The sequence below is a fragment of the Neisseria sp. P0014.S002 genome (assembly GCF_051958295.1).
GTDB lineage: Bacteria > Pseudomonadota > Gammaproteobacteria > Burkholderiales > Neisseriaceae > Neisseria > Neisseria flavescens_B.
The window spans coordinates 1-22,218 of record NZ_JBQCVO010000001.1; the positions used below are offsets into that span (position 1 = coordinate 1).

Annotated in this window: 21 protein-coding genes; 14 read left to right on the forward strand and 7 right to left on the reverse strand. The window is 49.2% G+C overall.

Annotated features, from left to right (window positions below):
• Positions 1–171 precede the first annotated feature (171 nt).
• The 3 genes from ygfZ to ACTHSX_RS00015 all read right to left on the reverse strand — a co-directional run bounded on the left by ygfZ (position 172) and on the right by ACTHSX_RS00015 (position 4,173).
• Positions 172–1,029 (reverse strand): CAF17-like 4Fe-4S cluster assembly/insertion protein YgfZ, encoded by an 858-nt coding sequence (gene ygfZ / locus ACTHSX_RS00005; RefSeq protein ID WP_440376680.1) that lies wholly within the window; start codon positions 1,027–1,029, stop codon positions 172–174.
• A 122-nt stretch (positions 1,030–1,151) separates the two neighbouring features.
• Positions 1,152–1,715, reverse strand: coding sequence for a peptidylprolyl isomerase (locus ACTHSX_RS00010; RefSeq protein WP_070589226.1), 564 nt, complete (start codon positions 1,713–1,715; stop codon positions 1,152–1,154).
• Positions 1,716–1,914: 199 nt separating this feature from the next.
• Positions 1,915–4,173: a TonB-dependent siderophore receptor gene (locus ACTHSX_RS00015; protein ID WP_440376679.1), complete on the reverse strand. Its 2,259-nt coding sequence runs from the start codon at positions 4,171–4,173 to the stop codon at positions 1,915–1,917.
• A 232-nt stretch (positions 4,174–4,405) separates the two neighbouring features.
• Between ACTHSX_RS00015 and ACTHSX_RS00020 the strand changes: the two genes are divergently transcribed.
• The 12 genes from ACTHSX_RS00020 (at position 4,406) to ACTHSX_RS00075 (ending at position 15,244) form a co-directional block, all read left to right on the forward strand.
• Positions 4,406–6,172 carry an ABC transporter ATP-binding protein/permease gene (locus ACTHSX_RS00020; protein ID WP_440376678.1) on the forward strand — a complete coding sequence of 589 codons (1,767 nt, stop codon included), beginning with the start codon at positions 4,406–4,408 and terminating at the stop codon, positions 6,170–6,172.
• A 146-nt stretch (positions 6,173–6,318) separates the two neighbouring features.
• Entirely contained in the window at positions 6,319–7,044 is a 726-nt protein-coding gene (locus tag ACTHSX_RS00025; RefSeq protein ID WP_440376677.1) for a glycosyltransferase family 2 protein, read from the forward strand.
• A 4-nt stretch (positions 7,045–7,048) separates the two neighbouring features.
• On the forward strand, positions 7,049–7,978 hold the full coding sequence (locus tag ACTHSX_RS00030) for an LpxL/LpxP family acyltransferase (RefSeq protein WP_440376676.1): 930 nt from the start codon (positions 7,049–7,051) through the stop codon (positions 7,976–7,978).
• A gap of 26 nt (positions 7,979–8,004) precedes the next feature.
• The gene (locus tag ACTHSX_RS00035) at positions 8,005–8,442 is read left to right on the forward strand and encodes an acyl-CoA thioesterase (RefSeq protein ID WP_004519960.1); all 438 of its coding nucleotides are present in this window, start codon (positions 8,005–8,007) and stop codon (positions 8,440–8,442) included.
• A gap of 103 nt (positions 8,443–8,545) precedes the next feature.
• Complete coding sequence (locus ACTHSX_RS00040) at positions 8,546–9,925, forward strand: MATE family efflux transporter (RefSeq protein ID WP_440376675.1); 1,380 nt, start codon at positions 8,546–8,548, stop codon at positions 9,923–9,925.
• A gap of 63 nt (positions 9,926–9,988) precedes the next feature.
• Entirely contained in the window at positions 9,989–10,762 is a 774-nt protein-coding gene (locus ACTHSX_RS00045; RefSeq protein ID WP_440376674.1) for an LEM-3-like GIY-YIG domain-containing protein, read from the forward strand.
• Positions 10,763–10,809: 47 nt separating this feature from the next.
• A complete protein-coding gene (murB, locus tag ACTHSX_RS00050; protein ID WP_440376673.1) occupies positions 10,810–11,850 on the forward strand; it encodes a UDP-N-acetylmuramate dehydrogenase in 1,041 nt (346 codons plus the stop codon).
• Between the two features lie 18 nt (positions 11,851–11,868).
• Positions 11,869–12,510 carry a TetR/AcrR family transcriptional regulator gene (locus tag ACTHSX_RS00055; protein WP_440376672.1) on the forward strand — a complete coding sequence of 214 codons (642 nt, stop codon included), beginning with the start codon at positions 11,869–11,871 and terminating at the stop codon, positions 12,508–12,510.
• An 89-nt stretch (positions 12,511–12,599) separates the two neighbouring features.
• The gene (locus ACTHSX_RS00060; protein WP_440376671.1) at positions 12,600–13,373 is read left to right on the forward strand and encodes an SDR family NAD(P)-dependent oxidoreductase; all 774 of its coding nucleotides are present in this window, start codon (positions 12,600–12,602) and stop codon (positions 13,371–13,373) included.
• Between the two features lie 50 nt (positions 13,374–13,423).
• On the forward strand, positions 13,424–13,996 hold the full coding sequence (locus ACTHSX_RS00065) for a ubiquinone biosynthesis accessory factor UbiJ (protein WP_440376670.1): 573 nt from the start codon (positions 13,424–13,426) through the stop codon (positions 13,994–13,996).
• A 27-nt stretch (positions 13,997–14,023) separates the two neighbouring features.
• On the forward strand, positions 14,024–14,914 hold the full coding sequence (locus tag ACTHSX_RS00070) for an NAD(+) kinase (protein WP_003685548.1): 891 nt from the start codon (positions 14,024–14,026) through the stop codon (positions 14,912–14,914).
• 24 nt (positions 14,915–14,938) lie between these two features.
• Entirely contained in the window at positions 14,939–15,244 is a 306-nt protein-coding gene (locus tag ACTHSX_RS00075; protein ID WP_440376669.1) for a hypothetical protein, read from the forward strand.
• A 97-nt stretch (positions 15,245–15,341) separates the two neighbouring features.
• Here ACTHSX_RS00075 and ACTHSX_RS00080 read toward each other — a convergent pair whose 3' ends face one another.
• The 4 genes from ACTHSX_RS00080 to ACTHSX_RS00095 form a co-directional block, all read right to left on the reverse strand.
• A complete protein-coding gene (locus ACTHSX_RS00080) occupies positions 15,342–16,475 on the reverse strand; it encodes an AAA family ATPase (RefSeq protein ID WP_440376668.1) in 1,134 nt (377 codons plus the stop codon).
• 32 nt (positions 16,476–16,507) lie between these two features.
• Positions 16,508–17,311, reverse strand: coding sequence for an RNA ligase family protein (locus ACTHSX_RS00085; protein WP_440376667.1), 804 nt, complete (start codon positions 17,309–17,311; stop codon positions 16,508–16,510).
• A gap of 59 nt (positions 17,312–17,370) precedes the next feature.
• Complete coding sequence (locus ACTHSX_RS00090) at positions 17,371–18,672, reverse strand: hemolysin family protein (protein ID WP_440376666.1); 1,302 nt, start codon at positions 18,670–18,672, stop codon at positions 17,371–17,373.
• Positions 18,673–18,773: 101 nt separating this feature from the next.
• Entirely contained in the window at positions 18,774–20,081 is a 1,308-nt protein-coding gene (locus tag ACTHSX_RS00095; protein ID WP_440376665.1) for a replication-associated recombination protein A, read from the reverse strand.
• 151 nt (positions 20,082–20,232) lie between these two features.
• Here ACTHSX_RS00095 and ACTHSX_RS00100 point away from each other — a divergent pair, with 151 nt between their 5' ends.
• Positions 20,233–20,607, forward strand: a complete 375-nt coding sequence (locus ACTHSX_RS00100) for a hypothetical protein (protein WP_254322761.1) — start codon at positions 20,233–20,235, stop codon at positions 20,605–20,607.
• A gap of 86 nt (positions 20,608–20,693) precedes the next feature.
• On the forward strand, positions 20,694–22,103 hold the full coding sequence (gene thrC, locus ACTHSX_RS00105; RefSeq protein WP_440376664.1) for a threonine synthase: 1,410 nt from the start codon (positions 20,694–20,696) through the stop codon (positions 22,101–22,103).
• The last annotated feature ends 115 nt before the right edge of the window (positions 22,104–22,218 follow it).

Sequence of the window (22,218 nt, forward strand, 5' to 3'; positions counted from 1 at the left end):
ATATTTGAAACAAAAACAGCCGAAAACCTGTGTTTGGATTTCGGCTGTTGGAGGAAAGGCTTTTTTGCAAAGGTCTCAGGCCGTCTGAAAAATAATTTTCAGACGGCCTTTCTGTTTTCATTTCAAACTGATTAATGCTTAAATTTAAGTTTTTGTTCAATCATTTGACAATCAATCTTTCTCAACCGTAAAAAACAGTGCTTCCTGTTTCAAAGCATTACCGTCTGCATCGGTCAATGCTGCTTCTGCTGCGGAAAACTTGATAACGGCGAGGCTGAGGCTACCTTGTTCAGTCAGTGCCGTGTTGAGGATGACGCCTGCTTCTTCCTCGCCGACTTTGACGGCAATACCGGCGGCTTCTAAAGAATCTCCGCTTAATACGGCCAGACCGCGTTTGACTTGGCCTCGGTATTGGGCGCGGGCGATGATTTCTTGGCCGGGGTAGCAGCCTTTACGGAAATGGACTGCGCCGATGATATGTTGGTTGAGCATTTGGGCAACAGCCGCTTCTTTGGTTGCGGTGCAAATCCACGGATAGCCGCTGCGGATTTCGTGTAGGTTCCACGCGTTTTCGGCTCCTGCTTGATATTCGGCTGCATTTTCGGCTGCTGAAATTTTCAGACGGCCTGTGTGCGGCAAGGTAATTTCCACGGTGTTTTCTTGAATTTGGGCTGAAAAAGACAGTTGTGGTTCGGTAGCAGGATGAGGTTCTGCATTGTCTGCCAACTCGCCGCTGACTGCTAAATCGGGCATCAGCTCGAAGACGACCTTTGCACGCAAGACAAACATTCTCAGGCGTTTGACGATGGCTTCGGTCAAATCTTGAGCCATGACCAACAGTAAATCTTCTCCGCGATTGACGACCAACATATTCGCCAACACACGGCCTTTAGGCGTATTGTATGTGGCGTAACATGCCTGACCGATAGCTAAATTATTAATATCATTGGATAATTGACCATGAAGAAATGAAGCTCTGTCTTCGCCGCTGACACGGACAACGCTGAAAAAAGGCAGGCGGGTTTGCATAATCGACTCCTTAAATTGTAGATGCTGAATTATCGCCCAAATTGCTACTTATTATCAAATAAATAAATTCAGGCCGTCTGAATTTTTCAGACGGCCTGTTGTTTAGGTTCAAACAATCAAAATTATTTGATGCTGACTTTGCGGATAATCACGGCTTCAGTTGGAACGTCTTGGTGGAAGCCGCGTGTCGCTGTTTTTACTTTGCTGATTTTACGGACGACGTCCATGCCGGAAGTAACTTTACCGAAAACAGCATAGCCGTAGCCTTGAGGGGTTTTGCTTTTGAAATTCAAAAAGTCATTGTCGGCTGTGTTGATAAAGAACTGGCTGGTTGCTGAATTCGGATCGCCGGTGCGTGCCATGGCGATGGTGCCGACATTATTTTTCAAGCCGTTGTATGCTTCGTTGGTGATGGCTTTATCGGTGGGTTTTTGAACCATATTCTCGGTAAATCCGCCGCCTTGAATCATAAAATTGTCGATAACGCGGTGGAAAATCGTGTTGTCGTAAAAACCTTTTTTGGCGTAATTGACAAAGTTTGCCACGGTTTTCGGCGCTTTGACTTCATCCAGCTCCAGTTGGATGTTGCCCATATTGGTTTCAATCACGGCATGGGTAACTGCTTGTGCTTGCACGGAAAGTGAGAGTGCGAGGGCGCACAGGGTCAGTTTGATGGATTTTTTCATATGTCTTCTCGAATGATGTATTGTGAAAATGGAATATTAACCTTGTTTCGCGTGAAATCCATAAAAAACATGTAAGATTTTTCAAGCGAAAAATATAAGGCAATCAAATCAGGCCGTCTGAAAAGGGATAAAAACCAAATTCTTGCTCTTTATCATTCCCTTTCAGACGGCCTGCTATTACGGTCAAACCGAAATCAGATTAGAAATCCAATTCCGCTTTCAGCCAATAAGTGCGCGGCATGCCGACGACGGCGAAGCTGCGGTCGTATTGGCCGCGCTGTACCTGCCAGTAGTTTTTGTTGAACAGGTTTTCTACCGAGCTGCTGACAGTTAAAGTATTTTTGCCGAGTTTGGTTTTGTAGCGCGCGCCTACGTCAACCAAAGTGTAGGAAGGGAAGGCGTATTGTTTTTGCGTGTCTTGGTAGGATTTACCGAAGTACGAAACGTTGCCGTTCAAGGTCAGACCTTTGGCAAACGGTGTGTCCCATTCCACGCCTGCTTTGGCAATCACGCGAGGATTGGCGACTTGTACGCCGTTAACCAGCATATCGCGTGAATTTGGGTAGTCTTTCACTGTCGATTGCAGATACATCAGGCCCAAAGTCGGACGCAAAGTATTGTTGAGCAAGTTCGCGTAGGTGTTGAACTCAATACCGCGGCTGCGCTCCATGCCTTGTTCATCTCCGGCTGAACCGCCCAAGGCTTTATACGCCGCGAAGTCTGTTTTGCTGGTGGTAGAACCGCGCCAGTAACCCGGGCGTTTGATTTGGAACGCATTCAGGGTCGTCACGAAATTGCCCCAGTTTTTACGCACGCCCACTTCAAACTGACGGCTGACACGCGGTTTGGACATGGTGGTATTGCCGTCATCGTCGGTTTTGATATCCGCAGGCTCTAAGTCTTCCATGTAGTTGCCGTAAACGACCAAATCAGGCTGCGGTACCCAAGCGGCCATTAGCATCGGGCTGAAGCGTTTGGAATCCCCGCTTTTACCTTCTTTTTTATCGGTATATTCAACCGCTTGGAAACGACCGCCCAAAGTCAGACGGTATTTGTTGTCGGCAAAGCCCAGTGTGTCGGACAAGGCCAAGCTGTTGACTTTGATATTGGCATCCAAGTTTGCTGAGCTTTCCCAGCCTGTCGCGTAATTAGGAACAAAAGAAGCCAGTTGATTTTCAATATTGCCGTTTGCATCAACCTCAACGCGGCTTTTACCTGCAGCCAAACCACGGACAGTCGCACGCTGACGAATGATACGGTCAAAAGCAGTACTCCAGTTATGCGTTACCGGGCCGGTTTCAAATTCGCCGCGTGCGGATAAATTCATACTCAAAGTACGGAAATATTGGTCGGTCAGACGGGCCGTGCCGGTGTGGTATTGGTCGGCACTTGAGCAGGTTGCAGTCTGGCTGCTTGCCCCATTTTTACCGCATATAGTCGGAGAAATCAGCGTGCCGTAATAACGCGCTTTGTTGTTGCCGATACCGCCGGTAATTTGGGCATTTTCAAACGCATCCCATTCAAAGGTCAGCATATTGGTTTGGCCGACGGTATTTTGCCAGTTCCAACTTGGTAGCAAATTCACTTTACCATCAGGCGCATCAAACAAACGACCATCAGCGTTTTGAATATCCTGCATACGCGCGCGGCCGCCGTTGGTTTTACGTTTTGCGTAGATAGAGTCGAGCGCTACGCGCAGTTTTTCTCCGTGATAATCTGCATTCAAAGCAAATTCTTTGTTGTCCTCGCTGTAACCGTGGCGCGGAGTATCGCCGTGGCGCAGTTTGCCGTTGGCGCGCACGCCGAATTCTTTATTTTCGCCGAAGCGTTGACCTAAATCGAATGTGCCTTGGGCGCGGTTGTTGCTAAACCAGCCCAAACCAATTTTGCGGTTGCCTTCATCGGCAGCTTTTTTGGTCTCAATATTGACGGAACCAGATACCGCGCCTTCAGGGTCCATGCCGTTTACGGCGGTGGACGCGCCTTTAATCAGCTGCGCAGAGCCGACTTGCACGCTGGCCGTGCCTTGTGTGCCGTACATACCTGCCAAACCGTTGACGCTGAATTGGCGCGCGTCAAGCTGATAACCGCGGAAATACAAGCCGGTCAGCGTATTGCTTTCGCCGCCGAACTGCCAAACGGATGCGTCTTTTTTGGCTACGGCATCCACCAAAGTACGCGCTTCGGTATTGTTGAGGGCTTTTTCGTCGTAATTGACCACGGTAATCGGGGCGGTAAAGGCATTGGCTTTGCCCAACACACCCAAATTCACACGGTCGCGCATATCGCCGTCACTGGCGATGGAATACGAGCGCGCGGCCTTCACGCGTTTGGCGTTGGCTTGGACTTTGACTTCCTGCACTTCCGCATATGCTTCGGGAGCAGAAGTGGCTTCATCGGCGGCGTAGGCGAATGCGCTTGCAACCACAAGCGGCATCAGGGCTAATTTGCTGTTCATAAAATACCTTCTGGTTTGAAATATTAATAATTCTTATATCGAGTAAAAAATTACAAAGTAATTTGGTTTTGCGATTATATTTGATAAGATTTCCGCCTTCCACAAAAACAAATAAGAACTGTTTGTACATACAAAAAATACAACAGTTCAGAAAACTATTATTACAGTTACCATAGTCAAATAAATTTGCCGTCCTTTCAGACGGCCTTTACATCCTTTCAGAGAACACTCCATGCAAAAATGGCAAATCGAGCTTTATTCCACGCCGTCTTGGCTATTGCAGACCTTATTGATGGTCGCTGCAGCCTCGACGGTCATTCTGTTTTTTGCACGCAACACACGCTTCGGGCGCGAGTTTAGCTATATCCTGCGGCTGTGTCTGACGCCGAAAAGTGCAGTTAAAGTATTGCTGCTGATTACGGCGATGATTACGCTGCTGTTAACCGAAGTACGGCTGAATGTGTTGAGTACCTTTATGTCCAAAGGGCTTTACGACTCGATGCAGGATTTGAACGCCTCCGCGTTTTGGATGTTTGCAGCGATGAACGCGGGCGTGGTGTTGATACGGGCGTTTAACAACGTCGTCAACGACTTTCTCGATCAAGGCTTGGCGATTAAATGGTCGGAGCGGCTCAATGAAGTTTTAACTTCGCGCTGGCTTGCCGACAAAAACTACTACCGCCTGCAAATGCGCCGCCATGCGCCGGACAACATCGACCAGCGTATCCAACAGGACGCGCAGGATTTCATCGCCTCGACCATCGAATTTGTGCGCGGCATGGTCAATTCAGTTGTTACCTCGCTGGAATTTGCCGTTGTTTTGTGGGGCTTGGCAGGCATCCTGACCGTGTTTGGCTTTGACATTCCGCACGGCATTGTTTGGTTTGTCTATATGTTTGTAATTTTGGCGACCTTTATCGCCATGTGGATAGGCAACCCGTTGATTCGTTACAACTATGAAAACGAAAAGCTCAACGGCGACTACCGTTATTCCCTTATCCGCGTACGCGACCACGCCGAAAGCGTGGCATTTTACAGCGGCGAAAAACACGAGCACGACCAGCTTTCCGACCGTTTCAAAGCCATCATCCGCAACCGTTGGCGCATTGCGCGACAAAGCGTCTGCCTGAGCGGCTTTAACGACATGTTCACCAACGGCATTAAACTCTTCCCCATTATTTTGCAAGCTCCGCGCCTGTTTGCCGGACAAATCAAAATCGGCGACATTCAGCAGACCGTCCAAGCCTTCGCACGACTGCAAAACGCGCTGTCTTTCTTCCGAATGTTCTACAACAAATTCACTGCCTACCGCGCCCGACTGGAGCGTCTGTACGGCTTTTTGCTGAGCACGGAAGAAAAACACACCGCACGACAACCCGACCTTACCGAAGTTTCAGACGGCCTGATCTTGGAAAACGTTGCCCTATACCGCCACAACGGCGAAGTTTTATTAGACGGTATCAATATCAACCTCAAAAGCGGCAATTCCCTGCTGATACGCGGCCCGAGCGGTTGCGGCAAAACTTCGTTGCTGCGCGCGCTGGCAGGGCTTTGGCCTTTCGGCAGCAGCGGTAAAGTCAGCCATCCGCCGCATCAAGAAATTCTCTTCCTGCCGCAACGTCCGTACACGGCACAAGGCAGTCTGCGCGATGCGATTTGTTACCCTGCCATCGACAAACAACATCCGGAACTGATCGAAGCCATGAATACCTGCCGATTAGGTTATCTGGTTGATAAATTAGATAAAACCGATGACTGGCAACACAAACTCTCCCCGGGCGAACTGCAACGTGTTGCCTTCGTCCGCGCCCTGCTCTCGCAGCCCAAAGTCATCTTGCTCGATGAAGCCACCGCCGCCCTGGACGAACCGACCGAAGCCATGCTCTACCGCGCCTTAAAGCAAAAACTGCCCGACAGCATCATCATCAGCATCGGCCACCGCAGCACGCTCAACGAGTTCCATGATTTATGCCTCGATGTCGGTCATGTACAATGCTGAATTAATGGCATACCAAAGGCCGTCTGAAACAGTGAAAAACGAAATCAAACGATTTTGTCCTCGCCGTTTCAGACGGCCTTTTCAAACGCTATGGCATGTTTATTTGCTATACTCTGCATTGTGTTAACGTCGTCTAAAAAATATTTATGAAAACCCTGGCCCTTATTCCACATTACAACCATCCGACCACCATCAGCCACGTTGCCCAAACCATGCGCGGCTTCGGTTTAAACGTTTTAATTGTGGACGACGGTTCACGCGAAGAATGCAAACCTGTATTGCAGGCTCTGGTTTCAGACGGCATTGATATCCTTTACCGCCCCATCAACGGCGGCAAAGGTGCAGCGGTCAAAACCGGTTTGGAATACGCTCAAGAACATGGTTATACCCACGTCTTGCAGGTTGATGCAGACGGCCAGCATTGCTTGAGCGACACACCCAAACTCCTCGCAGCAGCAGAACAAAACCCCGAAGCCGTTGTTTGCGGCTGGCCGCAATACGGCGATGACGCGCCCAAAGCACGGCTTTACGGACGCAAAATTACCGATTTCTGGAATATGCTGCACACTTGGTCATGCGACATCAAAGACGGCATGTGCGGCTTCCGCCTCTATCCGCTTGCACCCGCGCTATCCGTCGTCCGCGAAGAAACCGTAGGCGACCGCATGGACTTCGATACGGAAATCCTTATCCACCTCTACTGGCGCGATGTCAAACCGGTTTGGATTAAAACGCCTGTCCAATATGCCGCCGACGGCGTGTCTCACTTCGATGCCTTTGCCGACAATGTCCGCATCAGCAAAATGCACACACGGCTGTTTTTCGGCATGTTGAAACACCGATTGGGTAAAGTTTTCGGAAAGGCCGTCTGAAACCATGACCGATAATAAACAAACCCATTGGGCGGCGCAGCCCGAACGCGGCAGCCGCCTGTTTCTCACTCTGACCACATTGATGGTGCGCTATCTGCCGGCTTTTTTCATGAGGCCGTGCATTTGGTTTGTGGTGCTGTATTTTTATGCAACCGCGCCCAAACCGCGCCGTCATGTCTTACGCTATCAAACCCGTCTTCAGACTGCCTTTCCCCATACTGTCCTGCCGAAACACAGCGTATTCAAACAATTCGTCGCATTTGGCGAAGCAGTTTGCGACCGTTTTGCCGTGTGGCAACGCAAAATCCGTTATGAAGATTTGGTGATTGAAGATCCGGACGATATCTATTCGCAAGTCAAGCGCAACGAACGCGGCCAGATTTTTGCCTGTTCGCACTTGGGCAATACCGAAGTTTGCCGTGCGCTGGTGTCGCACCATAAAAATTTCAGACTCAATGTATTGGTACACAGCAAACACGCGCAGGCATTTAACGAGGCATTGCAAAAAGCCGGCGCAGATCATATCCGTCTGATTCAGGTGACAGATTTGGACACCACCCTGATGATGGAATTAAACCGCCGTATCGAGAACGGCGAATGGATTGCCATCGCGGCCGACCGCGTTCCTGTACGCGGCGAGAAAACCGCCGACATTAATTTCTTAGGCCATACCGCCCCTATGCCGCAAGGCGCATGGCTGTTGGCTGCGCTTTTAAAAACGCAGGTAAACACGCTGTTTTGTGTCAAACAAAACGGCCGCTATCATTTAAAACTGCGCCGCTTTACCGATACTTCCAGCTGGAAACGCGGCAACCGCGAGGTTGCCGTCAAAGACGCGATGCAGGGTTTTGCCGACATTTTGGCGCAAGAATGTGCGCAAAATCCGCTACAATGGTTCAATTTTTATGATTTTTGGGGCGAAGACGCCGTCTGAAACCATTACATTCACTTTTTTAAACCATGAAAAAACACATCTACTGCCAACACAGCTTTGAAACCGAAGTTCCTTTTTTTGACGTAGATGCCATGCACATCGTGTGGCACGGCAACTATGTCAAATACCTTGAAACCGCACGTTGTGCTTTTCTGTCTTCCATCGGTTACGACTACAACGAAATGGGGCGACAAGGGTACAGCTGGCCGATTGTGCAGATGAACCTCAAATACATCCGCCCTGCCCGTTTCGGCCAAAAAATCCGCGTTGATATGGACATTGTCGAAATCGAAAGCTGCCTGCGTATCGATTACACCATTTACGATGCTGAAACCAACGAAAAACTGACCCGCGCTTCGACTACCCAAGCCGCGGTTTCGCTTTCAGACGGCCTGATGCAGTTTCAAACGCCGGACAGCTGGTTGGAAGCCGTCAAAAGACATCCGACATTTAAGGCCGTCTGAAAAATTTCGCGATTAAACAACATATCGCCTGCTTATCAGCATTACCCTTTATAATTTTAAGTTTTCGTTTCAGACGGCCTTTATCCTCAATCCACACACAATTATGCTACTGAACCTCAACCGCTTTGCCTTTCCTGTTTTCTTAAAAGAAACCCGCCTGCTTACTGCCCTCGCCCTGCCTATGCTGTTGGCGCAAGTGGCGCAAGTTGGCATTGGTTTTGTCGATACGGTGATGGCCGGTGGCGCAGGTAAGGAAGATTTGGCCGCGGTGGCTTTGGGCAGCAGCGCGTTTTCCACGATTTACATTACCTTTATGGGCGTGATGGCGGCGTTGAACCCGATGATTGCCCAACTGTACGGCGCAGGTAAAACCGAAGAAGTCGGCAAAACTGGAATGCAGGGCATTTGGTTTGGCTTGTGTTTGGGCGTATTCGGCATGCTGTTGATGTGGGCGATGATTATGCCTTTCCGTCATTGGCTGACATTGAGCGATTATGTCGAAGACACGATGGCGCAATATATGTTCTTTACCAGCTTGGCAATGCCGGCCGCCATGATACACCGCGCCCTGCACGCTTATGCCTCCAGCTTGAACCGTCCGCGCGTGATTATGTTGGTCAGCTTTGCGGCGTTTGTGTTGAATGTGCCGCTGAACTATGTGTTTGTTTACGGCAAATTCGGTATGCCTGCTTTGGGCGGCGCAGGTTGCGGCGTGGCAACGGCGGCGGTATTTTGGTTCAGCGCATTGGCTTTGTGGCTTTATATCGCCAAAGAAAAATTCTTCCGTCCGTTTGGTTTGACGGCAAAAATCGGCAAACCCGATTGGGCGGCTTTCAAACAGATTTGGAAAATCGGCGCACCCATCGGCTTGTCTTATTTTCTAGAAGCCAGCGCATTTTCGTTTATCGTCTTTTTGGTGGCGCCATTCGGCGAGGATTATGTCGCCGCCCAACAAGTCGTCATCAGCCTGTCGGGCATCTTGTATATGGTTCCGCAAAGCGTCGGTTCTGCAAGCACGGTGCGCGTAGGCTTTTCGCTCGGACGACGCGAGTTTTTGCGGGCGCGTTATATTTCAGGCGTTTCGCTGGTGTTAGGCTGGGTACTTGCCACCTGCACCGCGCTGCTCTTGGTCGTCTTTCGCTTTCAGTTGGCCAGTATGTACACCAACGATGCGGCAGTATTAGGCATTGCCGCGACTGTTTTATTTTTCGCCTCCCTATTCCAACTGGCAGACGCCACCCAATGTATCGCTTCATATGCGCTGCGCGGCTATAAAGTGACCAAAATGCCGATGTTCATCCATGCCGTGGCTTTCTGGGGTTGCGGCCTGCTGCCCGGCTACCTGCTTGCCTATCATGTCGATATGGGCATTTACGGCTTTTGGACCGCGCTGACCGCTTCACTAACGATTGCCGCCATCGCCTTGGTGTGGTGCTTGGAATTGTGCAGCAGGGAGATGGTCAGATCGCACAAGGCCGTCTGAAATTTCTTTCAGACGACCTCCATTGATATTTCATTTACGGCTTATTCACTTTTAAGGGAAAAAATGTTTTCAACTTCCACTATAGAAAAACTTGCTTACTATGTTTATTGCTTGATTGACCCTAGAGACGGCAATATTTTTTATGTAGGTAAAGGCGTGGGCAATCGCGTTTTCCATCATGCCCTAGGTTCATTACAAGAAACAGAAACGCCAAGTGATAAAATTGCTTTGATTAGGGAAATACATAAAAGCGGAAACCAGCCCGTGTATTACATTCTGCGGCACAACATCCAAACAGACAAACAGGCTTTTGAATATGAGGCAATGGCAATAGACCTACTCTCCCTAGTCAAGCCGAGCCAGCAGCCGCTGACTAATATTCAAGGGGGTGCGCATTCTTCAGAAGTAGGATTAATGAGTTTGTCGGAATTAAAACGAAAGTATGATGCTCAAGAATTAAAAACTGATAAACCCATTGTTTTAATTACGATTAATAACGAATACGAGAAACTGAAAAAAGACATTAGATCTGGGAATATTCCTGAAGCCAATAGGGATAAGGAAATTTACGAACGCACACGGAAATATTGGAAAATCGGAAGCCGACGTGAAAAAGCAAAATATGCAGTTGCAGTCTATCGCGGCTGGACATTAGCAGTATATGAAATCGAAAGATGGGTTTCTGCCGATGATATTATTCAAGGTCGCTGGATGTTTGAAGGCAAGCCGTTGCCAAAAGAGTCCGACATTTATCAAGAAATCGTGGACAAGCTGACCTATTCTTCCCAAGAAAACTATAAAGCCCCCCAAAACCCCATTACCTATCGTAATTGTTAAACAGTAAATTTTCAGATGACCTGAAATCCACGAAATTATAAATCATCATGCAACCCATCCAATACCAAACCGACCTTACCCCTTACAACACTTTCGGCCTGAAAGCCCAAGCCCAAGCATTTGTTGCACTCAAACATGCCGACGAGTTGCGCGACATCGTCCGGCTGCCCGAGTTCGACCGAGATACTGTGTTATGGCTCGGCGGCGGCAGCAATATCCTTTTGATGGAAGACTATGCCGGTCTGGTTGTTCATATGGAAAACAAGGGAATTCGTGAAATTGAGCGTTCAGACGACCTGGTTTATATCGAAGCTCAGGCCGGGGAAATTTGGCATGATTTTGTTTTGCATACGGTTGGGCTGGGTTTAAGCGGGCTGGAAAACCTGAGCCTGATTCCGGGTACGGCCGGCGCGTCTCCGGTACAAAACATCGGTGCATATGGTGTTGAAGCGAAAGATGTTATCCATAGCGTACGCTGCTTTGATTTGGATACGGAAACCTTTGTCGAGCTTTCCAATGCCGACTGTGACTTTGCCTATCGTGAAAGCCTGTTCAAACAGGAAGGCAAGGGACGTTATGTGATTGTTTCGGTTGTCTTTGCGTTGAAAGAGCATTTTGTGCCGAACTTGGGCTATGGCGATTTGGCGGCAGCGGTTGCCGAACTGAGCCAAGGCCGTGAGGCGACGGCCAAAGATGTTTCCGATGCAGTGTGTGCAATCCGCAACAGTAAACTACCTAATCCTAACGTACTTGGTAATGTCGGAAGTTTCTTTAAAAACCCTGTTGTCAGCGCTGAAAAAGCTGCCGATTTGTTGCAGCAATACCCTAATATGCCACGCTATCCGCAGCCTGACGGTTCGGTCAAACTCGCGGCCGGCTGGCTGATTGACCAATGCCGTCTGAAAGGCCATCAGATCGGCGGTGCGGCAGTGCATGACAGACAGGCTTTGGTTTTGGTGAATAAAAACAATGCATCCGCACAAGATGTCCACCAGCTGGCACAATATGTTTGTAATACAGTATTTACTCAATTTCAGGTAGAATTACACGCAGAACCCAACTGGCTGCCGACTTCATACAGCCTATAAAACAAAGGAGTGTATCCCATGCCGCGCATTGCTAAAGTCAACACTTACACACGAATCATCAATGCCAGCCTCGCCTTGTTCAACGAAGAAGGCGAGCGCAATATCAGCACCAACCATATTGCCGCCCACTTAGGCATCAGCCCGGGCAACCTCTACTACCATTTCCGCAACAAAGACGAAATCATCGTCCAATTGTTTAAGCGTTACAGCGAAGCCCTGCTTGCCTATCTTAACGAAGCCGTATTGCCGTCTAATGTGGAAGATTCCATCAACTACATGGCCGGTATTTATGATGTGATGTGGGAATACCGTTTCCTTTTCAGCGATGTGAACACCCTGCTTGCCCGCAGTGCCGAATTATTGGGCGAACACAATACCTTTACCCAAGCCAAAGTTTCCCCGCTGTTGGTCAATCTGCTGACCCAGCTCAACGGCCTGAACATCATCAGCGCAGACCAAACTGCCATGAACGACCTTGCCGTCAATATGTGGATGGTGACGAAATACTGGTTCGACTTCGACAGCTCCCTGCGCGGCCGCGCCAAGTTGACCGAAGACTCCAAAGTACGGGGCATCAGCCGCACACTCAGCCTGTTGCGCCCTTACCTCCTGCCGGAACACCGTGCCGAATTCGACCGAAAAATCGGCAGCGACCATTAATTTTTCCATACAAAGGCCGTCTGAAAACGTGGCTTTAACCAAGTTAAAGCTATTTTCAGACGGCCTGTTAATTTTCGGATGCTTTATTTATGCACCTTCCCGATATTTCCATTCTCGGCCTAGGTTACCTCGGCCTGCCTCTGGCGCAGAAATTTTATGAGCAAGGCAGTCAGGTAGCCGCCATCAAACGCAACCTGACCTCTGACGACATCAATCTACCGATTGAACTCGACATTATCGATTTGAATCAAGACGATATTTTTTACAGTTCGGCCTTGTGGCAAAACCATATCAACAAGCCGACATGGTTCTGCCTGCTTCCGCCTTCGTCATTAAACCATTACGCCGATACCCTGAAAAAATGGATTCAACTTGCCGAGCAGTCCAAGGTACAACACATCATCTTCACCAGCAGCACCAGCGTGTATGGCGACCAAGCACGCATATGCGATGAAACCACGCCGCCCGATCCGCAAACCGAATCCGCCCATCAAATCCTCGAGATTGAACAAGCCTTGTTTGAAAGCGCCGTCCCCCATATCGACATACTGCGACTGGGCGGACTTTATTCTGCCGACCGTCATCCTGTTACCAAGCTGGTTCAAAAAACACGCATTCAAGGCGGCAATCAACTCGTCAATATTCTTCATAAAGACTTGGCCGTCCAAATCCTTTTTCAGACGGCCTGCCAAGCTGACGGCAAGCGTATCCGCAATATTGTCGAACCCCGCCACCCAAGCCGAGCCGAATTTTATACTGCCGAAGCGGCCAAACTCGGCCTACCAGCTCCTGATTTCATCGTTGATGACAAAAGCAACGGCAAAATTGTAAATACCGTTTGCGCAGACGGTCTAAGCCTGTAAAATTGCGACTCAATCCATTCATCCGTTTCAGACGGCATTTAGAGTAAACCATGTCCGCCCTTTTTCCCTTTATCAATCACCTGATACAGCAAAATCCAGAGCAACAGCGCGAGCTGTCTGAATTTGCAGGCAGCATCATCTGCATCAGCCTGACCGGTTTCAGACTGACCGGACGCATCAGCGAACAAGGTTTTCTTGAAACCGCAAACGAAACCGCCGACACCAACATCACATTCCACAACAGTGCCATCCAAAAAATCCTCCAGGGCGGCCAGCCCGGCGTGGGCGACATCAGCCTCGAAGGCGACTTGGTATTGGGCATGTCCGTCCTTCCTATTTTGGGTGGACTGCGCTATTATCCAAGCGACGATTTAGCGCGTGTATTCGGTCATGTAGCCGCAGAAAGCATCAGTTCGCGCGCCGGCGATATCGGCCGCACCATGAAAAAAATCGGCAAAAGCATTGCCGAGCAAATCAGCGACTTTTCACGCGAACCCGAATCCCCTGTTATCGACCAAGCCACGCTTGCCGAATGGTTGGAAGAAGTGGACAAACTGCGTGACGATGTTGCCCGCCTAAACGAACGCCTCGACCGGCTCGAGCGCGATATCTGGATAGATTAGACACTTAATTTCAGACGGCCTACTACCATGAAAAGCCCATTTAAAAACATCGGTATCGTTACACGTCCTAATACGCCCGAAATTCAAGATACCGTCCACACATTGGTTTCTTTTCTGCGCGAAAACGGCTTCACCATCTATCTGGATGAATTGAGCGTAGAAGAACACTGCGTCTATATCCAAGATTCCGCCTACTGCGAAATCGTAAACAAAGCCCAGCTGGGCAAATATTGCGACCTCGTCGTTGTACTCGGCGGCGACGGTACCTTCCTCTCCGCCGCCCGCGAAGTCGCCCCGCGCGCCGTCCCCATCATCGGCATCAATCAAGGCCACTTGGGCTTTCTTACCCAAATCTCACGCGACACCATGGTTGAGGGCATCCGCCCCGTACTGGAAGGCAAATATCTGCCCGAAGAGCGTATTCTCATTGAAGCCAGCATCATTCGTGACGGCGAAACCATCGAACGCGCCCTCGCCCTCAACGACACCGTACTGTCTCGTGGCGGCGCAGGACAAATGATTGAATTTGAAGTATTTATCAATCAAGAATTTGTCTATACCCAACGTTCGGACGGCCTGATTATTTCCACACCGACAGGTTCGACTGCCTACGCGCTTGCCGCCGGCGGCCCCATCATGCAGGCCGGTTTGCACGCCTTCACACTTGTGCCTATCTGTCCGCAATCCATGACCAACCGTCCGATTGCCATCTCCGACACCAGCGTGATCGAAATCCTCATTACCAAAAGCGGTGACGCACGCGCACACTTTGACGGACAATCCCATATCGACGTACAAAACTTCGACCGCATCATTATCCGCCGCTATCACAACCCCTTGCGCGTCCTCCATCCCACTGATTACCAATACTTCAAAACCCTGCGCCAAAAGCTGCACTGGGGCGAACAATTAATTTAAACAACTTCAATAAACAGGCTTACCATGAAAAACATTTCAAAAACCTTAATCATCGCACTGTGTGCCCTTTCCTCCCTATCCGTCTCCGCGCACGGCATGCACAAAAGCAAACCTTTATCCTTTGAAGAATTGCCGAAAATCTGCCAGCAATACTTTACCCGAGCGGATACGTGTTACCAAAAAGCAGGCGATAAAGCATCGTTCCAACGCGACAACACAAAATACCTGCGCCAAATCCTGCCTGCCGCCGACGTAGGCCAACGTGAACGCATGTGCCAAATTGCCATGGATACATTCGCCGAAAAAACAAAAAACTTGAGCTGCGAATAAAGACCTTTGTCTTAGCTCTAGCAATTTCTGATTCCATAAAAAGGCCGTCTGAAACATTGGATTGTTTCAGACGGCCTGATTACAAGGTTCTTACCTATTAAGAAGAAACCACAAAATCCACTGTATGCGCTTCACTGTAATCAGGGATTTCCAGCTTTTCTATCATGCGGTGCAACACATCATTCGGAACAGAATGTTCGCGGTTACGGTTTTGCGATAGTAATTGCGTGTAAGGCACTTCCAAATAAATGAGATGCACACGTGCGCCGTAATCAGCAAACATCGGCAGCCATTTACTGCGCAGGTCGCGGTTAAGATTGGTCGCATTGAAGACAAATGACGTACGGGCTCGCAGGTATTCTTTTGCCTGCTCTTTACCCAAACGTACTGCTTCGGCGGTATGTTTGGAATCTGCGGGATTGAGTTTGCGCTCACGGCGAATCTCATCCAGCGACAGCATAGGCAGATGGGCAAGATGTTGCCTGATGTAACTGTCTTTGCCGCTACCTGCTATGGCACACATGGCGTACACATCAAAGGTCTGATCATCAAATGGCTGATAATCCGGCATTTCGCTACGTCCGTTAAGATAGAGATAGCGTCCGTAGCCGCTGGCGAACGTACGTTCCTCACCCCAACAAGCATTTTCTTCACAGAGTTCACGAAACAAATCAATGCGCAGCAAAATATCCTGTTGGTCGCAACATATACGACCCAGTACATCGGCTTTAGCAAGCATGGCAAGATGCGAAGTGTTGACCTGCAAACTGGCCGCTATGACGGCTCGCTCAGGATTAGGCTTGTTAATCGCCCATAAGGGCAATCCGTGCAAACGCACGAGTTTGGCGATTGCTTCTCTTACGACAAATGGAGCGGCAAGTTCGGTATACAGCAAAGTACGGGCGGTATGTTCGCCTTTTTTTGCGTGATGCGGAGAGACAATCCGCTCTTTGCCGTTTTCTATTTCACGCTTGGTCGTACTGCGTTTTTCTACATCATGCAGCATGGCGGCAGCAAACAAAATATGCTGCTCCTGCTCATCAAGCGCTTGAAACTCGGGCAGTTGTAAAAGGGCTTCGCACACCATTTTGGTATGCGTAAATACATCGCCTTCGGCATGCCACTCAGGGTCTTGCGGAACGTCCTTCATATCGGCAAACCAACTGAAACGACGTTTTAAGGCTTGCCAATCAGGAAGTTGGCCGGGTATGTAATATGGGAATGTCCACATAATTGTCTTTCTTATTATTGGATAATTGGACTTCAGGCCGTCTGAAACTGCCAGCTTTGCCAATGGTATTTGTCGTAATCGATAAGACGGGCAGGCTTCCAAGTTTTCGTCCAATGAACATCAGTTTTAACGTGTTTGGCTCGTACTAATTTGAAAAGATTATCAAATTCATTGGATTGAACAGGAAGGTTGCCATTGTTGGTGGCAAAATCAGCGGCGTTCCGAATAACGAAACCTTCACTGCACGCTGCTCCTGTGTTCGGATCGTAGCCGCCAAGCTTGCCGGCAGTTTGTACGCTGTCCGTCCACGGCTCTCCCAAATTAGCGGCAAGCCATTGCGCTAAAGCAATATCTTCATTGGCGTATTTTTGAGTGAAATCTGCAAGCGGCTGGATAATGGGGATTTCTGGCACAGTCGGGAAATCAAACAGCTGCGCATAAAATTTAACCTCTTCCCATGAAAGCCAATGTCCGCCACGGCGGACTGCAAACAGGTAAAAATAGCTTTCCAGTTGCGAATAGGCAATCGAATGAATGCCATACATATTCTCGCCAAAAAGTTCAAGGTCGCCTAAATCATCTTTGATTTGCTGCCATCGTTGCAGCAAAGGTTTATCCCACGGATGCTGTGTAGGCGCAGCATGACTACGGGCATAGAGGCCGTGCGCAGCAAAGCAGTTGTTTTGCCCATCTAATTTTTCGGTTAAAACCAATTTCGGCAGTGAGGCAAAATATGAAAGAAAGCCGCGCGGCATAAAGCGGTCGTCAGAGGTGGTACCGAGGCTGATGGGCGCGTGCAGGCTGCGGGCGTATTTTTGAGGTTCGGTTGTCGTCATAATATTTTTTCCTTTTTATTTATTTTTTAATTTTCTTTTCAAGTGTTCCCAGCTACTTGTTACATTTTCCCCACCATATTTCCTTGTTTGGAAACCAAAAGTTGGTCGATTTTCAAATTTTCAGTATCGATGATTTCAAACTTATAACCGGCATAAACCAGAAAATCCGTACGCTTCGGGATTTTGCGCAGGGAATACATCATAAAGCCGGCGATGGTTTCGTAGTTTTCCGAATTGGGAAATTCTTCAATATCCAGTGCGCGCATAACATCGGTAAGCGGCGTGGCGCCATCTACCAACCATGTGTCTTCGGTGCGGCGGATGATTTGCGGCTCTTCTTCGGTATTAACCAGCTCGCCCATCACAATGCTCATCACATCTTTCAGCGTTACCACCCCAACCACCAGTGCGTATTCGTTCACCACTACGGCAAAGTCTTCGCCGGAAGTCTTGAAGGTCTCCAATACATCATAAAGTGACAGCGTGTCGGGAATAAACAAGGCTTTGCGCAATACGCGCTTGTCGGTCAGGCGGACATCTTTTTCTTTTAAAAACAAGGTCAGCAGCGTATGCGATTCAATATAGCCGATAACGCGTTCCAAGTCGCCGTCACACACGAGGAATTTGTTGTGCGGTTTTTCCGACATCATTTCTAATACGGTATCGCTGTCATCATGTTTGTCAAAATAGACGATATATTCGCGCGTACTCATGGTGGAAGTAACCGTACGCTCCTGCATATCGAAAATGTTTTCAATCAGATAGTGTTCTTGTTCTTTCAATACACCAGCCTGCGCGCCTGCATCAACAACGGCATAAATATCTTCCGAGGTCAACTGCTCCTGACGGACGGTTGAGATTTTGAAGAGTTTGAATATTGCGTTTGCCAACCCGTCAAAAACCCAAACAAGGGGTTTTAAGATAAAAATCAAAAACATCATCGGACGGACAATGCGTACCGCTACCGCTTCGGGATGGGTCATCGCCATGCGCTTGGGCATCAGGTCGGCAATTAAAATAAAGCTACCTGTAACCAGCGAGAAAGTCAGCAAAGAGGCAACTGTGCTGCCCCAACTGCCTGCGTTCTCCAAAAGTTTGCCAAAATACGGACGTATTGCCGCCTCGCCGACGATGCCGGCAAGAATAGCGACGGCGTTCAATCCGATTTGGACAACGGTAATAAAACTGCCCGGTTGCTGCTGCATATTGATTACGTCAAGCGCGCGCGTATCGCCGCCGTCTTTCGCCATGACCTGCAATTTGATTTTGCGTGCCGAAGCAAGCGCAAGTTCGGAACAGGACACAAACGCGCTAATAACAATCAGCAGGCACAATAATAGTAAGGCTTCAAAAATATTCATGAAAATATGTGTGTATGGTATAGGTTAACAATATTCAAACAGCAAAGGCCGTCTGAAAAATTCAATTTGATCTTAGATTTGTATTATGTACATTTATTGTTTTAATCATCCAGCGCATCTTCATCCAAGGATTTCAACCATTTCAGCTTTTCGCCAATTTTAATTTCCAATCCGCGAGGGACGGGTTGGTAGAAATCGGGTTCGTCCAAGCCGTCGGGCATATAGTTTTCGCCAGCGGCGTAGGCGTTAGGCTCATCATGGGCATAGCGGTATTCGCGTCCGTAGCCCAATTCTTTCATCAACTTGGTCGGCGCATTGCGCAGGTGGACAGGCACTTCATCGCTGGCATTTTCTTTGACAAAACGGCGCATTTGGTTGTATGCCTTGTAGCCCGCGTTGGATTTGGCGGCGGCGGCAAGGTACAGCACGGCTTGTGCCAGCGCAAGTTCGCCTTCGGGCGAGCCTAAGCGCTCATAAGTAGCGGCGGCATCATTGGCAATCGTTAAGGCACGCGGATCGGCCAAGCCGATGTCTTCCCATGCCATTCGTACAATGCGGCGGGCAAGATAACGCGGGTCGGTGCCGCCGTCGAGCATACGGCAGAACCAATACAATGCCGCATTGGGATGCGAACCGCGCACAGATTTGTGCAGCGCGGAGATTTGGTTGTAGAAACTCTCACCACCCTTATCAAAACGGCGGATTTGCGCACCCAAACTATCGGCAAGAAATTCGGCGGTTAAGTTTTTCAGACGGCGTGTATCAGCAGCGCGTAAAAGTTGCTCGATCAAGTTCAACAATCTGCGTGCATCACCATCGGCGGTATTCACGAGCAATTCTTGCGCATCCGCTTCAATCGTAAACTCTTGGTATTCGGGTAAAGCCAATACTTTGGCAATCAGCTTTTTCAGGTCGTCTGAAGACAAGGACTGCAAAACATACACCTGCGCGCGGCTGAGCAATGCCGGATTGACTTCAAATGACGGGTTTTCTGTGGTAGCGCCGATAAAGGTTAATAAACCGCTTTCGACATAAGGCAAAAATGCGTCCTGCTGCGCTTTGTTGAACCGGTGGACTTCATCGACAAACAAAATCGTCGCACGTCCCTGCTGCAAAGCGATTTCAGCCTTGTCGATTGCCTCACGTATGTCTTTCACGCCGGAAAATACGGCGGAAACCGGCAGAAACTGGGCATTAAAACTCTGCGCCAAAATCCGTGCCAGCGTGGTTTTGCCTACACCCGGCGGCCCCCATAGCAACATAGAATGCGGCTTTCCTCCCTCGACCGCCACGCGCAAAGGTTTACCTTCGCCGATTAAGTGCAGCTGCCCGATGACATCGTCTAGGGAATGCGGGCGCAGGCGTTCGGCTAAAGGGGCTTCGGGTTGGCGGGCGAAAAGATCGGACATAGCGGCTTTCGTACTGGCTGATTGAAAAGAAAACTCGCTAGCATTATACGGCAGTTTCGCAAACTCACATATCGGGCCGCATTACGGTATAATACATGCTATTTTGAGAACTCTTCGGGCGTTTCAGACGGCCTTGCTTACAGGAAACATCATGACTTCAAAAACTCTTTTGGCAGCTGTTACATCAGCTTTCTTATTGGGTGCATGCGCTACCGGCGGCGACTCTTTCGGCGGTTTGGGCAGTGGTACGGGTATCGGCAGCAGCGTAGTAAAAATGGCGGTAGACAGCCAATGCCGTACCGAATTGAACAAACGTAACGAATGGCGCGTCATTGCTTTAGCTATGAGCGCGGAAAAACAAGCCGAATGGGAAAATAAAATCTGCGGCTGCGCCAGCGAAGAAGCGCCAAATCAATTGACTGCAACCGAAATGATGCAAGTATTGAGCCCGGCAACCCGCGAGCAGGCCATTGCTTCCGTTACCGCGAAAACGGTTACCGCCTGCTTCAAACGACTCTACAAATAATCATTCAGACGGCCTTTTTTAATATCGAGGCCGTCTGAATTCGTTTTTACTTTCTATTTGAATTTTAAATACATAGAGAAGAAACCATGAAATACATCAGCACCCGCGGTGCAACCGCACGCAAGCAATTCAGCGAAGTTTTATTGATGGGTTTGGCTCCTGACGGCGGTTTGATGCTGCCTGAGCAATACCCTCAAATCGACCGTGCTACCTTAGACCAATGGCGCACACTCAGCTATCCTGAGCTGGCGTTTGAAGTCATGAGCCTGTTTGCCACCGACATCCCTGCTGATGATTTACGCGACATCATCAACCGCACCTATACCGAAGAAGTATTCGGTACCAAAGCCATTACTCCGGTGCGCACACTTTCAGACGGCATCAAAATCCAAGCCCTCTCCAACGGCCCGACTTTGGCATTCAAAGACATGGCCATGCAATTCTTGGGCAATGCGTTTGAATATGTATTGAACAAAGAAGGCAAAGAACTCAATATCTTGGGCGCCACCAGCGGCGACACCGGTTCTGCCGCCGAATATGCCCTGCGCGGTAAAAAAGGCGTCAATGTCTTCATGCTGTCGCCGGAAGGCAAAATGAGCGCATTCCAACGTGCGCAAATGTTCAGCCTGCAAGATGCCAACATCCACAACATCGCTGTTGAAGGCATGTTTGACGACTGCCAAGACATCGTCAAAGCCGTACAAAACGATGCCGAATTCAAAGCCAAATACCACATCGGCACAGTCAACTCCATCAACTGGGGCCGCATCGTCGCCCAAGTCGTGTACTACTTTGCCGGTTATTTCAATGCCACTTCGAGCAATGACGAAAAAATCAGCTTCTGCGTGCCAAGCGGCAACTTCGGCAATGTCTGCGCCGGTCATATCGCCCGCCAAATGGGCCTGCCTATCCGCCGCTTGATTGTCGCCACCAATGAAAACGACGTATTAGACGAATTTTTCAAAACCGGTGCATACCGCCCACGCAGCAGCGAACATACCCACGTCACTTCCAGCCCGTCTATGGATATTTCCAAAGCCTCCAACTTCGAGCGTTTTGTGTTTGACCTGATGGACCGCGATGCAGACGAAATCAAAACATTATGGGCTGAAGTAGGCACCGGCAAAGGTTTCAATTTGGAATTTGTCTTAAACAAAGTACATCAACAATATGGCTTTGTTTCCGGAAAATCGACCCATGCCAACCGCCTTGCCACCATCAAACAGGTTTACGAACAAGACCATGAATTGATTGATCCGCATACAGCCGATGGCATCAAAGTAGCGCGTGAAGTACGCGAAGCCGGCGAAACCATTGTCTGCCTCGAAACCGCGTTGGCTGCCAAATTTGAAGCCACCATCCATGAAGCGGTCGGCGAAGTTGCCATCCCCCGCCCAGCCGCATTGGAAGGCTTGGAAAATCTGCCGCAACGTGTCCGTGTTGTCCCTAATAACGCAACGACAGTAAAAGACATCATTAAGGAAGCTTTGGCTTAACCGGTTGTCTTTGACGACTGAAGAGGCCGTCTGAAACTTTTTCAGACGGCCGCAACCGGTGTTTGAGAAGTGGATAACATTATTGCCAATCCTACCGCATCACAGTCGTTCTCAT

Excerpts from the sequence above, each read along its gene's own strand:
- ygfZ (WP_440376680.1), bottom strand. The coding sequence starts at position 1,029 with ATGCAAACCCGCCTGCCTTTTTTCAGCGTTGTCCGTGTCAGCGGCGAA.
- ACTHSX_RS00010 (WP_070589226.1), bottom strand. The coding sequence starts at position 1,715 with ATGAAAAAATCCATCAAACTGACCCTGTGCGCCCTCGCACTCTCACTT.
- ACTHSX_RS00015 (WP_440376679.1), bottom strand. The coding sequence starts at position 4,173 with ATGAACAGCAAATTAGCCCTGATGCCGCTTGTGGTTGCAAGCGCATTC.
- ACTHSX_RS00020 (WP_440376678.1), top strand. The coding sequence starts at position 4,406 with ATGCAAAAATGGCAAATCGAGCTTTATTCCACGCCGTCTTGGCTATTG.
- ACTHSX_RS00025 (WP_440376677.1), top strand. The coding sequence starts at position 6,319 with ATGAAAACCCTGGCCCTTATTCCACATTACAACCATCCGACCACCATC.
- ACTHSX_RS00030 (WP_440376676.1), top strand. The coding sequence starts at position 7,049 with ATGACCGATAATAAACAAACCCATTGGGCGGCGCAGCCCGAACGCGGC.
- ACTHSX_RS00035 (WP_004519960.1), top strand. The coding sequence starts at position 8,005 with ATGAAAAAACACATCTACTGCCAACACAGCTTTGAAACCGAAGTTCCT.
- ACTHSX_RS00040 (WP_440376675.1), top strand. The coding sequence starts at position 8,546 with ATGCTACTGAACCTCAACCGCTTTGCCTTTCCTGTTTTCTTAAAAGAA.
- ACTHSX_RS00045 (WP_440376674.1), top strand. The coding sequence starts at position 9,989 with ATGTTTTCAACTTCCACTATAGAAAAACTTGCTTACTATGTTTATTGC.
- murB (WP_440376673.1), top strand. The coding sequence starts at position 10,810 with ATGCAACCCATCCAATACCAAACCGACCTTACCCCTTACAACACTTTC.
- ACTHSX_RS00055 (WP_440376672.1), top strand. The coding sequence starts at position 11,869 with ATGCCGCGCATTGCTAAAGTCAACACTTACACACGAATCATCAATGCC.
- ACTHSX_RS00060 (WP_440376671.1), top strand. The coding sequence starts at position 12,600 with ATGCACCTTCCCGATATTTCCATTCTCGGCCTAGGTTACCTCGGCCTG.
- ACTHSX_RS00065 (WP_440376670.1), top strand. The coding sequence starts at position 13,424 with ATGTCCGCCCTTTTTCCCTTTATCAATCACCTGATACAGCAAAATCCA.
- ACTHSX_RS00070 (WP_003685548.1), top strand. The coding sequence starts at position 14,024 with ATGAAAAGCCCATTTAAAAACATCGGTATCGTTACACGTCCTAATACG.
- ACTHSX_RS00075 (WP_440376669.1), top strand. The coding sequence starts at position 14,939 with ATGAAAAACATTTCAAAAACCTTAATCATCGCACTGTGTGCCCTTTCC.
- ACTHSX_RS00080 (WP_440376668.1), bottom strand. The coding sequence starts at position 16,475 with ATGTGGACATTCCCATATTACATACCCGGCCAACTTCCTGATTGGCAA.
- ACTHSX_RS00085 (WP_440376667.1), bottom strand. The coding sequence starts at position 17,311 with ATGACGACAACCGAACCTCAAAAATACGCCCGCAGCCTGCACGCGCCC.
- ACTHSX_RS00090 (WP_440376666.1), bottom strand. The coding sequence starts at position 18,672 with ATGAATATTTTTGAAGCCTTACTATTATTGTGCCTGCTGATTGTTATT.
- ACTHSX_RS00095 (WP_440376665.1), bottom strand. The coding sequence starts at position 20,081 with ATGTCCGATCTTTTCGCCCGCCAACCCGAAGCCCCTTTAGCCGAACGC.
- ACTHSX_RS00100 (WP_254322761.1), top strand. The coding sequence starts at position 20,233 with ATGACTTCAAAAACTCTTTTGGCAGCTGTTACATCAGCTTTCTTATTG.
- thrC (WP_440376664.1), top strand. The coding sequence starts at position 20,694 with ATGAAATACATCAGCACCCGCGGTGCAACCGCACGCAAGCAATTCAGC.